Origin of the sequence: Pseudomonas sp. SK, from assembly GCF_012975065.1 — a bacterium.
Lineage (GTDB): Bacteria > Pseudomonadota > Gammaproteobacteria > Pseudomonadales > Pseudomonadaceae > Aquipseudomonas > Aquipseudomonas anuradhapurensis.
Genome location: NZ_CP051857.1, coordinates 3,114,270 through 3,127,909, shown reverse-complemented (window position 1 = coordinate 3,127,909; position 13,640 = coordinate 3,114,270). Strand labels below are relative to the sequence as shown.

The 13,640-nt window shown below is 66.0% G+C and carries 11 protein-coding genes; 6 read left to right on the top strand and 5 right to left on the bottom strand.

The genetic code is table 11. The annotated features are described in order from the left end of the window. Nucleotide 1 precedes the first annotated feature (1 nt). From cobN to HG549_RS14365, 3 genes are all read left to right on the top strand, one after another. Nucleotides 2-3,763 (top strand): cobaltochelatase subunit CobN, encoded by a 3,762-nt coding sequence (gene cobN / locus HG549_RS14375; protein ID WP_170030171.1) that lies wholly within the window; start codon nucleotides 2-4, stop codon nucleotides 3,761-3,763. Nucleotide 3,764: 1 nt separating this feature from the next. After that, the gene (locus HG549_RS14370; protein ID WP_170030170.1) at nucleotides 3,765-4,787 is read left to right on the top strand and encodes an ATP-binding protein; all 1,023 of its coding nucleotides are present in this window, start codon (nucleotides 3,765-3,767) and stop codon (nucleotides 4,785-4,787) included. A gap of 101 nt (nucleotides 4,788-4,888) precedes the next feature. Then, nucleotides 4,889-5,455, top strand: coding sequence for a VWA domain-containing protein (locus tag HG549_RS14365; protein WP_170030169.1), 567 nt, complete (start codon nucleotides 4,889-4,891; stop codon nucleotides 5,453-5,455). A gap of 109 nt (nucleotides 5,456-5,564) precedes the next feature. On the opposite strand, the gene HG549_RS14360 is transcribed toward HG549_RS14365, so the two are convergent. Further along, nucleotides 5,565-5,831, bottom strand: a complete 267-nt coding sequence (locus HG549_RS14360; protein WP_170030168.1) for a hypothetical protein — start codon at nucleotides 5,829-5,831, stop codon at nucleotides 5,565-5,567. 342 nt (nucleotides 5,832-6,173) lie between these two features. On the opposite strand from HG549_RS14360, the gene HG549_RS14355 reads away from it, so the two are divergent. Beyond that, nucleotides 6,174-7,499 (top strand): sigma-54 dependent transcriptional regulator, encoded by a 1,326-nt coding sequence (locus HG549_RS14355; RefSeq protein ID WP_170030167.1) that lies wholly within the window; start codon nucleotides 6,174-6,176, stop codon nucleotides 7,497-7,499. A 64-nt stretch (nucleotides 7,500-7,563) separates the two neighbouring features. On the opposite strand, the gene HG549_RS14350 is transcribed toward HG549_RS14355, so the two are convergent. After that, the gene (locus HG549_RS14350; protein WP_170030166.1) at nucleotides 7,564-9,564 is read right to left on the bottom strand and encodes a U32 family peptidase; all 2,001 of its coding nucleotides are present in this window, start codon (nucleotides 9,562-9,564) and stop codon (nucleotides 7,564-7,566) included. A gap of 234 nt (nucleotides 9,565-9,798) precedes the next feature. Then, nucleotides 9,799-10,179 carry a RidA family protein gene (locus HG549_RS14345; RefSeq protein ID WP_170030165.1) on the bottom strand — a complete coding sequence of 127 codons (381 nt, stop codon included), beginning with the start codon at nucleotides 10,177-10,179 and terminating at the stop codon, nucleotides 9,799-9,801. Nucleotides 10,180-10,316: 137 nt separating this feature from the next. Between HG549_RS14345 and HG549_RS14340 the strand changes: the two genes are divergently transcribed. Continuing rightward, the gene (locus tag HG549_RS14340) at nucleotides 10,317-11,009 is read left to right on the top strand and encodes a tRNA (adenine(22)-N(1))-methyltransferase TrmK (protein ID WP_170030164.1); all 693 of its coding nucleotides are present in this window, start codon (nucleotides 10,317-10,319) and stop codon (nucleotides 11,007-11,009) included. A 1-nt stretch (nucleotide 11,010) separates the two neighbouring features. Here the strand turns inward: HG549_RS14340 and HG549_RS14335 are convergent, their stop codons facing one another. Continuing rightward, nucleotides 11,011-11,271 (bottom strand): DUF2790 domain-containing protein, encoded by a 261-nt coding sequence (locus HG549_RS14335; RefSeq protein WP_170030163.1) that lies wholly within the window; start codon nucleotides 11,269-11,271, stop codon nucleotides 11,011-11,013. Nucleotides 11,272-11,390: 119 nt separating this feature from the next. On the opposite strand from HG549_RS14335, the gene HG549_RS14330 reads away from it, so the two are divergent. After that, nucleotides 11,391-12,323 (top strand): LysR family transcriptional regulator, encoded by a 933-nt coding sequence (locus HG549_RS14330; protein WP_170030162.1) that lies wholly within the window; start codon nucleotides 11,391-11,393, stop codon nucleotides 12,321-12,323. Nucleotides 12,324-12,480: 157 nt separating this feature from the next. Here the strand turns inward: HG549_RS14330 and HG549_RS14325 are convergent, their stop codons facing one another. Further along, entirely contained in the window at nucleotides 12,481-13,632 is a 1,152-nt protein-coding gene (locus HG549_RS14325; protein ID WP_170030161.1) for an acyl-CoA dehydrogenase family protein, read from the bottom strand. Between the last annotated feature and the right edge of the window lie 8 nt (nucleotides 13,633-13,640).

Sequence of the window (13,640 nt, the reverse complement as noted above, 5' to 3'; positions counted from 1 at the left end):
CATGCACCTGCTGCGGACCCAGCCCGGCGGCTTCGTGCCGGATGACAGCATTGCCGACCTTGGCCAGACCCCCGCCGAGCTGGTGATCCTCTGCAGCGGCGATTCGCACCTGGCATTGCTCGCCGATACCGCCGAGCTGTTGCCCGAGGATTTCCCCAGCCTGCGCCTGGCCAACCCGATGCAGGTGCAGAACCATGCCTCGGTCGATCTGTACGTCGACCAGGTGTTGCGCCATGCCAAGGTCATCCTGGTGTCGTTGCACGGTGGTGTGGGGTACTGGCGCTACGGCGTCGAGCAACTGGTCGAGCTGGCTGCCCGCGGCGTGCAACTGATCCTGGTGCCGGGCGATGATCGCCCGGACCCGGAACTGACCCGCCTGGGCACCGTCAGCGGCGAGCAGGCCGAGCGCCTCTGGCATTACCTGCGCCAGGGTGGCAAGGCCAACGCCATCAACCTGTTCAACTGCCTGGCCAGCCAGTTGCTGGGTCGCGATTATGCCTGGGACGAGCCGCAGCCGTTGCCACGCACCGCGGTGTATCACCCGGCCAAGGGCAGTGCCACGTTGCAGGACTGGTACCCGCAGTGGCACCCCGAGCAGCCGGTGGCACCGCTGCTGTTCTACCGCTCGCACCTGCAGGCGGCCAATACCGCATTCATCGACGTGTTCTGCCAGCGGCTGCAGGCTGCGGGGCTCAACCCCTTGCCGATCGCCGTGGCCAGCCTCAAGGAAAGCGCATGCCTGGAGCAGGTCGAAGCCTGGCTGGACGAGGTCGGCGCCGAGGTGCTGGTCAATACCACCGGCTTTGCCCTGTCCAGCCCCGAACGGCCCAACCTGCGCCCGTTCCGTCGCGACATCCCGGTGCTCCAGGCCATTTGCGCGCAGGACAACCAGCCCGGTTGGGAAGCCAGCGAGCAGGGCCTGGGCGCGCGCGACCTGGCCATGCACATTGCCTTGCCGGAACTGGACGGGCGCATCATCACCCGCCCGGTCAGTTTCAAGGACATGGCCTGGCACAGCGAGCGCAGCCAGTCCGACGTGGTCTGCTACCGTGCCCACCCCGAACGCATGGATTTCGTCGCCGAGCTGGCCCGCCGCTGGGTCGAGCTGGCCCGTTTGCCCAATGCCCAGAAGCGGGTGGCCCTGGTGTTGGCCAACTACCCGACCCGGGATGGTCGCATCGGCAACGGCGTCGGCCTGGACACGCCAGCGGCTGCGTTGAACATCCTCAAGGCGCTGCGGGCCGAAGGTTACCCGTTGGCCGATTTGCCGGGCAGCGGCACGCAATTGATTCAGCAACTGCTGGGTGGCGTGACCAATGACCTTGATCAGCTGGACCTGCGCCCCTGCGCGCAAAGCCTGAGCCTGGCCGATTACCAGGCCGCCTTCGACCGCCTGCCCGAAGCCAACCGCCAGGCAGTGCTGGAGCGCTGGGGGCCGCCACAGCAGGACCCGATGTACCGCAGTGGCCGGTTGATGGTCGCCGGCCTGCGCTTCGGCCTGACCTTCGTCGGTATCCAGCCGGCCCGCGGCTACCAGGTGGACCCCAGCGCGGTGTATCACGACCCCGACCTGGTGCCGCCCCACGGCTACCTGGCGTTTCACTTCTGGCTGCGCCATGCCTTTGCCGCCGACGCGGTGATCCACGTGGGCAAGCACGGCAACCTCGAATGGCTGCCGGGCAAGGGCGTCGGCTTGTCGGCGCAGTGCTGGCCGGATGCGCTGCTCGGCCCGCTGCCGAACATCTACCCGTTCATCGTCAATGACCCGGGCGAGGGCGCCCAGGCCAAACGGCGTACCCAGGCGGTGATCATCGACCACCTGATGCCGCCGCTGACGCGCGCCGAAACCTACGGCCCGTTGCGCCATCTGGAGCAACTGGCCGATGAATTCTACGAAGCGCAGCTGCTCGACCCAAGGCGCGCCCGCGAACTGCAGCGCGACATCCTCGAACTGGTCAAGGCCAACCACATCGACCGCGAACTGCAACTGGAAGGGCAACTGGACGACGCCGCCGTATGGCTGCCGCGCCTGGACACCTACCTGTGCGACCTGAAGGAATCGCAGATTCGCGATGGCCTGCATGTGTTCGGCCAGTCGCCGCAAGGGCGGCTGCGCGTGGATACCCTGCTGGCGCTGTTACGGGTCGAGCGGGGCGATGGTCGCGGCGGCAATGCCAGCCTGCTGCGCGTGCTGGCCAAGGCGCTGGTGCCGGGCTTCGACCCGCTCGATTGCGACCTCGGCCAGCCATGGCAGGGTGCGCGCCCCGAGCGCCTGCAGGCCATCAGTGATGAACCTTGGCGCACCTGTGGCGACACCCGCGAGCGTCTTGAGCTGTTGGCGCTGCAGGCGATCGAACAGGCACTGGACGGCACTGTACAGTTACCGGCGCAGGGCGAATGGCAGCCGGTGCACGATGTGGTGCAGGCCCTGCGTGAAGCGGTGGCGCCCAGCCTGGACGCCTGCGGCGCCGCCGAAATCAGCGGCCTGCTGGCTGCGCTGGCAGGGCGTTTCGTGCCTGCCGGCCCGAGTGGTGCACCCAGCCGTGGGCGCCTGGATGTGCTGCCCACCGGTCGCAACTTCTATACCGTGGATGTGCGCAACCTGCCGACCACCACGGCCTGGCGCCTGGGTTTCGCCTCGGCCAACCTGATTCTCGAACGCCACCTGCAGGACCACGGCGACCACCTGCGCCAGCTCGGCCTGTCGGTATGGGGCACGGCGACCATGCGCACCGGTGGCGACGACATCGCCCAGGCCATGGCACTGATGGGCGTACGCCCGGTCTGGGCCAGTGGCAGCCAGCGTGTCGACGATTTCGAAATCCTGCCGTTGAGCCTGCTCGACCGCCCGCGGGTGGACGTGACCTTGCGCGTTTCCGGGTTTTTCCGCGATGCCTTCGGCAACCTCATTCGCCTGTTCGATGCCGCTGTGCAGGCGGTCGCGGCGCTGGACGAGCCGGACGATCTCAACCCCCTGGCTGCCCGTGTGCGCAGCGAACGTGCCACGCTGCAGGCGCAGGGGCTGGATGCCGAGCAGGCTGCGCGCCAGGCTGGTTGGCGGGTGTTCGGCGCCAAACCCGGGGCCTATGGCGCCGGCGTCCAGAACGCTATCGACGGGCGCCTGTGGCACAGCCGCGACGACTTGGCCGAGGTCTACCTCAACCATGGCGGCTATGCCTACGGCGGCAGCGACGACGGGACACCGGCCCGCGCCCAGTTCGCCCAGCGCCTGGCCAGGGTGCAGGCGGTGTTGCAGAACCAGGACAACCACGAGCACGACCTGCTCGACTCCAACGACTATTACCAGTTCCAGGGTGGCATGCTGGCGGCGTCGGAGACCTTGTCCGCTGCGGCCGTGGCCAGCTACCACGGCGACCACAGCCAGGTCGACCGACCGCGCATCCGTACCCTCAAGGAAGAGCTGAACCGGGTCATCCGCGCCCGCGCGCTCAACCCGAAGTGGATCGACGGGGTCAAGCGCCATGGCTACAAGGGCGCGTTCGAGATGGCGGCGACGGTCGACAACCTGTTTGCCTTCGATGCCACCACGCACCTGATCGACGACCATCATTACCAGTCGCTGGCCGATGCCTATGTGCTCGACCCAGCGACCCGCAACTTCATGCGCGAGCACAACCCCGAGGCCTTGCGCGACCTTACCGAGCGCCTGCTGGAGGCCCAGCAACGCGGCCTGTGGCAGGCGCCGGGCGATTACCGCGAAGCCCTCGAGGAGCAACTGCTCGACGGCGAGGAACAGGCTTGAAATGAGTGAACCCGTGCAATTTCCGTTGGCCGCCGTGGTCGCTGCCGACGACCTCAAGCTGGCGCTGTGCCTGACGGCCATCGACCCGAAGATCGGCGGTGTGCTGATCGAGGGGCCGCGTGGCATGGCCAAGAGCACCCTGGCCCGTGGCCTCGCCGACCTGCTGGGGGAGGGGCCGTTCGTCACCCTGCCGCTGGGGGCCAGCGAGGAACGCCTGGTCGGCACTCTCGACCTGGATGCTGCGCTCGGCCAGGGCAAGGCGCAGTTTTCCCCGGGCGTGCTGGCCCAGGCCGATGGCGGCGTGCTGTACGTCGACGAGGTCAACCTGTTGCCCGACACCCTGGTCGACCTGTTGCTCGACGTGGCGGCCAGCGGTACCAACCGGGTCGAGCGTGACGGTATTTCGCACCGGCACAGTGCCCGCTTCGTATTGATCGGCACCATGAACCCAGAGGAAGGCGAACTGCGCCCGCAGTTGCTCGACCGCTTCGGCCTGAACGTGGCCCTGGAAGGCTTGCCCGAGCCCGCAGCGCGTCAACAGATCATTCGTCGCCGCCTGGCGTTCGACAGCGACCCGCAGGCTTTCTGTGCGCAATGGGCCCCGGCCCAGGCGCAATTGCGCGAACGCTGCCAGGCCGCCCGCCACGCCCTGGCCGATATCGCCCTGGACGACCGGGCGCTGGCCTGGATCACCGAGCGCTGCTATGCCGCCGGGGTCGATGGCCTGCGTGCCGACCTGGTCTGGTTGCGGGCTGCGCGCGCGCACTGCGCCTGGCGCGGTGCTGCAGCCATCGAAGAGGCCGATGTCGAGGCGGTGGCCGAGTTCGCCCTGCGCCATCGTCGCCGGGTTACTCCCCAGGCCAACCCGCCTTCGACGCCGTCGCAAGCTGGGCAGCAGCCTGTGCCGCAGGGTGCCGGTAACCCGGGCGAACAGGCCGGGCAGGGCGACTGGGGGGCATTGCCGGCGCAGCCGGTCGCCAGCGGCGCCCGCCGTGAGGTGCCGAACTGGGCAAAAAAGCCCTGAGCATCCCCCAGCCAACTGCCAAGGGGCCGGATGCCAAAGCAGGCGCAGGCAAGCAGGACGGTACCCGCACGGGCCGTGCGCGGCATGCCGCCAGCGGTCGGGTGGCCTGGCTGCCGACCTTGCTCAAGGGCCGGCCACGGCTGCGCCAGGACCTGTGCTGGCAGCTGCGCCAGGCCAGGCCAGCCGAGTTGTGGCTGGTTATCGTCGATGCCTCGGCCTCGACCCGGCGCCACCAGGCGCTGGCGCAGACCAAGGGGCTGCTGGCGACACTGTTCGACCAGGCGTACCGCCAGCGCGCCCGGCTGGCCTTGCTCACCGCCAGCGGGCGCACGCCGCAGTGGCAGCGCCATGGCCTGAAGGCGTCAGCCGCCTTGCAGCCTTGGCTGCAGGCCTTGGGTGCCGGTGGCGGGACGCCGTTGCTAGCTGCACTGGAACAGGCCCGGCATTGGCTGCAGGCGCGGCAGCGCGCCCACCCGCAGGAAGCGTTGCGTTGCCTGGTGTTTACCGACGGCCGCCTGCAGCACTGCAATGGCGTGCAGCCGATGCCGTGTGCGACGTTGCTGGTGGATATGGAACTGGCGCCGGTGCGCCTGGGGCGCGCGCAGCGCCTGGCGGAACAACTGCAAGCGGATTATCAGCACTTGCAACAGTTCAAGGTGCGGGAGTGAAAAGTATCGGCGCGACACAATGTCGCAACAAGCAGCGTTGCCACAACAGCAACTGGGGAAGTTGTACAAGTGCGTGGCAATGCACGCACTTGGTTGTGGCCGGCCTATATTATTTCGGCATCGACCACGGTTGCAGGTCGTAACCTTTTTCGCACAGTTCCGCGCGCACTTCTTCAATCAGGCTGGCCCACTGGGCCGGGTCGGAATAAATGTTCGACGACACTTGCTTGCTGCCGATGCGGGTGCTGGTCCGGTCGATCACTGCCAGGCTCAGTTCACCAGTACCGTTGGGGGCATCCCAGGCTACGCACTGGAAGGGTTCGAAGGCGTGGTCGGCAATCAGCAGTGCTTCGTTGACACGGAGCGGGGCATTCATGGTTCGGTCTCTCTATGGTCCCAAACATCCAGATGAAGTCCGCGTTGCTTTAAAGTCGCCTCAGTGGTCGCGAAGTGCAGCGCGGGGTTATGTGTACTGATGCTCAATGTCCGGGGGCAAGTCACACAGGGTTGGTAAAAATTTTTTCAGGGCGGTGTTTCATCCCGGCCCTTGCCGCCATGTGATGTCGATAAAGTGCGAAAATTCCCATGGCAGATTGTAAAAAAATGATTCGGCAGACAGACGGTACTGGGCACCGTCAACTTCGTTGCTACTGTTAATCGGGCGCCACAACTTGCTGTTTTATTTCACAAAACCAAAAACTGGCGCCAAGGATCGGTCATGCAACAGCCAGCCGCCCAACGCCGTCTGCTCATCGTCGACCCTTGCGACGACTGCCACCGCTTGTTGCCAGGCCTGCGCAGCGCAGGCTGGGATGTGGACAGCTGCAGGCTCGGCGCCGCGCTGGATCAACCTTGCGATGTGGGCCTGTTACGCTTGCAGGCTAGCCACCTGAGGCATCCGGATGCGGTCAAGGACCTGATCACGCGCAGCAACACCGAATGGATTGCCGTGCTCAGCGCCGAACAGCTGCGCATGCCGGCGGTCGGCGATTTTGTCTGCGAATGGTTTTTCGACTTCCATACCCTGCCATTCGACGTATCCCGGGTGCAGGTCACCCTGGGCCGTGCCTTCGGCATGGCCCGCCTGCGCGGCAGGGGCGTGCGCAAGGCCGAGGAAACCACCCACGAGCTGCTGGGTGAAAGCCGCCCGATCCGCGAGCTGCGCAAGCTGCTGGGCAAGCTGGCACCTACCGAGTCGCCAGTGCTGATCCGTGGTGAAAGTGGCACCGGCAAGGAGCTGGTCGCGCGCACCCTGCATCGCCAGTCGCAGCGCAGCGAGCAACCGTTCATCGCCATCAACTGCGGGGCGATACCCGAACACCTGATCCAGTCGGAATTGTTCGGCCACGAAAAAGGGGCGTTCACCGGTGCCCACCAGCGCAAGACCGGGCGCATCGAAGCCGCCCACGGCGGCACGCTGTTCCTCGACGAAATCGGCGACCTGCCGCTGGAGCTGCAGGCCAACCTGCTGCGCTTTCTGCAGGAAAAGCACATTGAGCGCGTGGGCGGCAGCCAGCCGATCCCGGTGGACGTGCGGGTGCTGGCGGCTACCCATGTGGACCTGGAAAAGGCCATCGAACAAGGGCGCTTCCGTGAGGACCTTTACTACCGCCTCAACGTCCTGCAGGTGGTCACCGCGCCACTGCGTGACCGGCATGGTGACCTGGCCATGCTGGCCAGCCACTTTGCCCAGTTCTACAGCCTGGAAACCGGGCGTCGCCCGCGGTCGTTCAGCGACAACGCCCTGGCGGCCATGGGCCGGCATGACTGGCCGGGTAACGTGCGTGAGCTGGCCAACCGGGTACGCCGCGGGCTGGTACTTGCCGAGGGCCGGCAAATCGAGGCGCAGGACCTGGGGCTGGAGACGCTCGACCTGGCACAACCGCCATTGGGCACGCTGGAGGATTACAAGCACCGGGCCGAGCGCCAGGCGCTATGCGACGTGCTCAACCGGCACAGTGACAACCTGAGCGTGGCGGCCAAGGTGCTGGGTATTTCGCGACCGACATTCTATCGGTTGCTGCACAAGCACCAGATACGCTGACGGCGGGTTGCCCGGGCCTTGCCGGCCTGGGGCAACCCGCTGCTGGGCCATTGCAGGCCCATGCTCAATGCGGCCCGCGTGGAATGGTCTTGAGCAGGTCTTCCGGGCTGATGTGCCCGACCACCTGGGCCACCGCGCTGCCTGGGGTCGGCAGGTCGATGATGTGGCTCTTCATCTTGCCGATCACATGCATTTCGCACGGCTTGCAGTCGAACTTCAGGGTCAGTACTTCGTCGCCCTGAATCAGCTGCATCGGCGCCACCTTGGTGCGCACGCCGGTCACGCCCTTGGCCTGCTTGGGGCACAGGTTGAAGGAGAAACGCAGGCAGTGCTTGGTAATCATCACCGGCACTTCGCCATGCTCTTCATGGGCCTCGTAGGCTGCGTCGATCAGTTGCACCCCGTGGCGATGGTAGAAGTCACGGGCCTTCTGGTTGTACACGTTGGCCAGGAACGACAGATGCGACTCGGGGTACACCGGCGGTGGCGTGGTCTCGGCCTTGCGCCCACCACGCGGGTGCGCCTGCACACGTGCCGCGGTCAACGCCTCGATGGCTTCGCGGCGCAGGGCCTTGAGCTGCGAGTTGGGGATGAAGTACGCCTGCGGGGCGTCCAGCTCGATGCTGTCGGCGTGGTACATCGTGGTACCCAGCTGGCCAAGCAGGTCGTGCAGCTGCTCCAGTGCCTGCTGCGGCTTGTTGGCCGGGCCGAACGGGCCGTCCAGCGCCACCTGCGCGTTCACACCTTCTTCGCTGGTGACGGTCAGCGCCAGGCGCTGCTCGCGCAATACCGCGTGCCAGTGCACGCCGACCCGGCGTTCGGCCGAGGTGCGTTGCAGGGCCTGCTGCCAGTTGTGGTCGAGGTTGCGCGACAGCGGGTGGTTGGGCCGCAGCTTGTGCAGGCCTTCGGGCATTTCGTTGGGCTCGACGCGGTAACGGTAGCGCTTCTCGCCGTCTTCCTCGAACGCACTGCGCAGCTCGGCGATGTTGGCGCGGAAACCCACCACTTCGCGCTTGACCAGCACGTTGAGGCCGTCGCCATTGGTCAGCGGCACTTCGGTGACTACCTGCAGGTCGCGCTTGCCGACCTTCTCCACCACACCTACCGGCAGGCCGGTGAAGGTTGGCGAGTCGAAGGCACCGATGTCGACCTTGCGCTCGGTGACGAAGTAGTCGGTGCTGCCACGGTGGAAGGTCTTGTCCGGGTCGGGCACGAAGAAATGCTCGGTGCGACCGCTGGAGGCGCGGGCCAGCTCCGGGCGGTCTTCGAGGATGGCGTCGAGTTCCTTGCGGTAGTGGGCAGTGATGTTCTTCACATAGCCCATGTCCTTGTAGCGGCCTTCGATCTTGAACGAGCGTACGCCGGCATCGACCAGGTCGCGCAGGTTGGCGGTCTGGTTGTTGTCCTTCATCGACAGCAGGTGCTTCTCGAAGGCCACCACGCGGCCCTGGTCATCCTTCAGGGTGTAGGGCAGGCGGCAGGCCTGGGAGCAATCGCCACGGTTGGCGCTGCGGCCGGTCTGCGCGTGGGAGATGTTGCACTGGCCGGAGAAGGCCACGCACAACGCGCCGTGGATGAAGAACTCGATGGCGGCGTCGGTCTCGGCGGCAATGGCGCGGATCTGCTGCAGGTTCAGCTCGCGGGCCAGCACCAGCTGGGAGAAGCCGGCCTGGTCGAGGAACTTGGCCCGCTCCAGGGTGCGGATGTCGGTTTGGGTACTGGCGTGCAGCTCGATCGGCGGGATGTCCAGTTCCATCACGCCCAGGTCCTGCACGATCAGGGCGTCGACGCCGGCGTCGTACAACTGGTGGATCAGCGTGCGCGCGGGTTCCAGTTCGTTGTCGTGGAGGATGGTGTTGATGGTGGTGAAAACGCGTGCGTGGTAGCGATGGGCGAACTCGACCAGTTCGGCGATATCGCTGACTTCGTTGCAGGCGTTATGGCGCGCGCCGAAGCTCGGGCCGCCGATATAGATGGCGTCAGCGCCGTGCAGGATCGCTTCGCGGGCGATGGCAACGTCACGGGCAGGGCTGAGCAGTTCCAGGTGATTCTTTGGAAGGGACATGTCGTTATAGGTTCGGGCTGTCACGGTTTAGGCGGGCATTGTAGCGGCGAAAGCGGGCGGCGACATCATTGCGCTGCCCAGAGGTGCAGGTCGGTAGCGGATACAGTCCTGTGCAGGAGCGGCCTTGCGTCGCGAAAGGGGGGGGCGCAGCGCCCCCAGGCCATCAGCTGCGCCGCCGATATCGCCGGGGCCGCGTTGCGGCCCATCGCGACGCAAGGCCGCTCCACGGACCGCTCAGCGCTTGGCGGCCATCGCGGTCACCTCTACGCGCATGCCTTCGACCGCCAGCGCGGCCACGCCCACGGCGGCGCGTACTGGCCAGGGCTTGCTGAAGTAGCGCTGGTACACCTCGTTGAATGCCGCGCGGTCGGCCATGTCGGTCAGGTAGATGGTCAGGTGCAGCACGCGGTCCATGCCGCTGCCGGCTTTTTCCAGCGCCACCTTCAGCGCCTGCAGGGTGCACTCGCTTTGCTCGACGATGCCACCCAGCTCCAGGCTGCCATCGGCGTGGGTCGGGATCTGGGTGGTGACCAGCACGCCATTGTATTCGGCGACGTCAGATGAGATCGACTCGGCGTCCAGGTCCGGGGTGTAGATGATGTCTGCATTTGCCATGGTGTGTCTTGCCTTGCAACGGAAGGAAAGCGGCAAGCCTACGCGAGCGCGCTGGCCCGGTCGAGGGCGCCCCGGTGTTTGAAATGCCTGGCGTTCGCCGTCACAATCGCGCCCCATTGCAAAGCCAGGGGTTTACCGTGAACGAACAGACATTGTCCAGGCGCCTGGAGCGCGTGGCCGCCCATGTGCCACAAGACGCGCGCCTGGCCGACATCGGCTCGGACCACGGCTACCTGCCGGTGGCCCTGATGTTGCGTGGCGTGCTGGCGGCAGCGGTTGCCGGCGAGGTGGCACAGGCACCGTTCGCCTCGGCCCAGCGCAACGTGCGCAGGAACGGCCTGGACGGCCGGGTCAGCGTGCGCCTGGCCGATGGCCTGGCAGCGATCGAGCCGCAGGACCGCATCTCGGTGGTGAGCATCTGTGGCATGGGCGGCGACACCATGTGTGACATTCTCCAAGCCGGCAAGCAGCGCCTGGCTGGCGTCACCCGCCTGGTGCTCCAGCCCAATGGCGGTGAGCGCGAGCTGCGCCAATGGCTGATGGACAATGGCTTGCGCATCGTCCACGAAGAACTGCTGCGGGAGAACCGCTTCGACTACGAGATCATCGTCGCCGAGCCAGGTGTGGCGGCGTACACCGCTGAACAGCTGTATTTCGGCCCGCTGCTGTTGCAGGAGAAAAGCGAGGCATTCCTGGTCAAGTGGCGGCGCATGCTGCGGCAGAAGCAGCAGACCCTGGCCAACTTCGAGCGGGCTCGCGATGCGGTGCCTCAAGCGAAGCTCGACCACTTCAGGCAACAGGTGGGCTGGATCAGCGCAGTCCTGGCCTGAGTCATTGCTGCGAGCAGTTGCCCATCTCCCGGTAGTCGATTTCACGCTGCTGGCCCTGGTGGTCGACATACACCATGTGCGCGGTGCCGACCTGGCAGTCGGCGGCATTGCTGGCCGGGGTGATGGAAATGACCTTGGCCACGTCCAGCGGCATGCCGTATTCGTAGTGGGTACTGGCGGGCTGGCTGCCAGCGGTGTCGGCGAGCGCGCCGAACGAGGCGAGGCTGGCGGCTATGGCAAGGACAGTGATCGAGCGTTTCATGGCAGGCTCCTGTGAATGGATGACTCATGATCCATTCGTTGGTCATCCACAATAAATGGGCTAATCCGTGATAGATTCCTGCCTATGGCGCAAGAATAATGTGATCAAGGAGCCCATTCATGGACATGCTGCATGCCATGCGTACCTTCGCCCGGGTAGTGGAGTGCGGCAGCTTCGCTGCGGCTGCCAATGCCCTGGACATTTCCGCGGCGCAGGTATCGCGCATTGTTGCCGAGCTGGAAAACCAGCTGCAGACCCGCCTGCTGCACCGTACGACGCGGCGTTTGCGCATGAGCGAGGCCGGCGAGCGATTTCTTGAACGCTCGCGGCAGATCCTGTTGCTCACCGAAGAAGCGGTGGGCGAAGCCCGTGGTGCGCACCTGACCCCGCGTGGCCACCTGCGTCTGCATTGCCCGCACGGCCTGGGGCTGTTGCTGATGCCGCTGGTGGCCGGCTACAACGCGCTGTGCCCGGAGGTGGTGATCGAGCTGACCCTGTCGCAGCGCAACCCCGACCCACTGGCCGAAGGGCATGACGTGGTGATTACCGTAGACGGGGCCCTGCCGGACTCGCAGCTGATCGCCGTGCCGCTGGGCAACATCTTCAGTATTCCGTGTGCGGCGCCCAGCTATCTGCAGGCCCACGGCGTACCCGAGCGCCCGGAAGACCTGCACCAGCACCGCTGCCTGCGCATGGCCTACCCGATGTACGAAGGGGACTGGGTATTCCCGCAGGGGGTGGACCAGTGCGTGATCGCGCCGAGCGACAGTTTCTCCACCAACGTTGCCGACGCCATGCTGGTGGCCAGCGAGTTGGGCATGGGCATTGGCCTGCTGCCGTTCTATACCGCCAGCCAGGCGATCGAACAGGGGCGCTTGTGCCGCTTGCTGGCCCCGTACCGGCTGCGGGAGAACGCGCTGTACGCGGTATACCCGTCACGCCATTACCTGGATGCCAAGGTGCGGACCTGGATCGACTACCTCAAGGAGCAGTTGCCGGCGTTGTTCGAGGGCCATGCCAGCGTGGTGGATGATGCGCGCTATTGGCGATAGCCGAGTGGGGCGCGGTTAACGCTGGACTGTGTAGGAGCGGCCTGGTGTCGCGACAGGGCCGCATGGCGGCCCCAGCAATGTGTGCATCAAAGCTGACACCTGGGGCGGCGTTGCGGCCCTGTCGCGACACGAGGCCGCTCAGGGCGCGTGCAAGGCTTTAAATCGGGTAGTGCTTCAACTCGCGGGCAATCAGCATCCGCTGGATCTCGCTCGAGCCTTCATAGATCTGCGTGATCCGCGCATCGCGGTAGTAGCGCTCCACCGGGTAGTCCTCCAGGTAGCCGTACCCGCCATGCACCTGGATCGCCATCGAGCACACCCGCTCGGCCATTTCCGAAGCGAACAGCTTGGCCTGTGACGCTTCCGACAGGCACGGCTTGCCGGCGCTGCGCAGGCGCGCGGCATGCAGGATGAGCAGGCGCGCGGCATTCACCTGTACCTGCATGTCGGCCAGCAGGTTGGCGATGCTCTGGTGCTCGTTGATCGGCTTGCCGAACTGTACGCGGTCACGTGAGTACAGCAGCGCGGCTTCGAAGGCGGCGCGGGCAATGCCCAAGGCTTGCGCGGCAATGCCGATGCGGCCGCCTTCGAGGTTGGACAGGGCGATGGCCAGGCCCTTGCCACGTTCACCGAGGATATTGGCAGCGGGGATGCGGCAGTTGTCGAAGGTCACGGCGCAGGTATCGGAGGCGCGGATGCCCATCTTGTGCTCGCTGCGGTCGACCTTGAAGCCCGGGTTGTCGGTGGGCACCAGGAATGCCGACAGGCCCTTCTTGCCCAGCTCAGGGTCGGTCACCGCGAAGACGATCGCCAAGCCGGCGCGGCGGGCGTTGCTGACGAACTGCTTGGCACCGTTGATCACCCACTGGCCGTCCACCAGCTCGGCGCGGGTGCGCAGGTTGTGCGCTTCGGAGCCGGCCTGCGGTTCGGTCAGGCAGAAGCAGCCGATCACTTCGCCACTGGCCAGGCGCGGTAACCACTGCTGTTGCTGCTCGGCAGTGCCGTAGGCCAGCAGCGGGCCACAGCCCACCGAATTGTGGATGCTCATCATCGCCCCGGTGGCGCCACAGCCGGCGGCGATCTCTTCGACGGCCAGGGCGTAGGCGACATAGTCGGTGTAGCTGCCGCCGAATTGTTCCGGCACGACCATGCCCAGCAGGCCCAGTTCGCCCATCTTGCGCACCACGCCATCGTCGATCCAGCCGGCCTTTTCCCAGGCCTGGGCATGCGGGGCGATCTCGCCGCGGGAGAAGTCCCGGGCCATGTCGCGGATCATGATCTGCTCTTCGCTCAGTTCCAGGTCTTGCATCTGTGTAC

Coding starts and splice junctions, on each gene's coding strand:
- HG549_RS14345 (WP_170030165.1), bottom strand. CDS start 10,179: ATGGCAAATGCAGACATCATCTACACCCCGGACCTGGACGCCGAGTCG.
- HG549_RS14355 (WP_170030167.1), top strand. CDS start 6,174: ATGCAACAGCCAGCCGCCCAACGCCGTCTGCTCATCGTCGACCCTTGC.
- HG549_RS14350 (WP_170030166.1), bottom strand. CDS start 9,564: ATGTCCCTTCCAAAGAATCACCTGGAACTGCTCAGCCCTGCCCGTGAC.
- HG549_RS14335 (WP_170030163.1), bottom strand. CDS start 11,271: ATGAAACGCTCGATCACTGTCCTTGCCATAGCCGCCAGCCTCGCCTCG.
- HG549_RS14370 (WP_170030170.1), top strand. CDS start 3,765: ATGAGTGAACCCGTGCAATTTCCGTTGGCCGCCGTGGTCGCTGCCGAC.
- cobN (WP_170030171.1), top strand. CDS start 2: ATGCACCTGCTGCGGACCCAGCCCGGCGGCTTCGTGCCGGATGACAGC.
- HG549_RS14325 (WP_170030161.1), bottom strand. CDS start 13,632: ATGCAAGACCTGGAACTGAGCGAAGAGCAGATCATGATCCGCGACATG.
- HG549_RS14330 (WP_170030162.1), top strand. CDS start 11,391: ATGGACATGCTGCATGCCATGCGTACCTTCGCCCGGGTAGTGGAGTGC.
- HG549_RS14360 (WP_170030168.1), bottom strand. CDS start 5,831: ATGAATGCCCCGCTCCGTGTCAACGAAGCACTGCTGATTGCCGACCAC.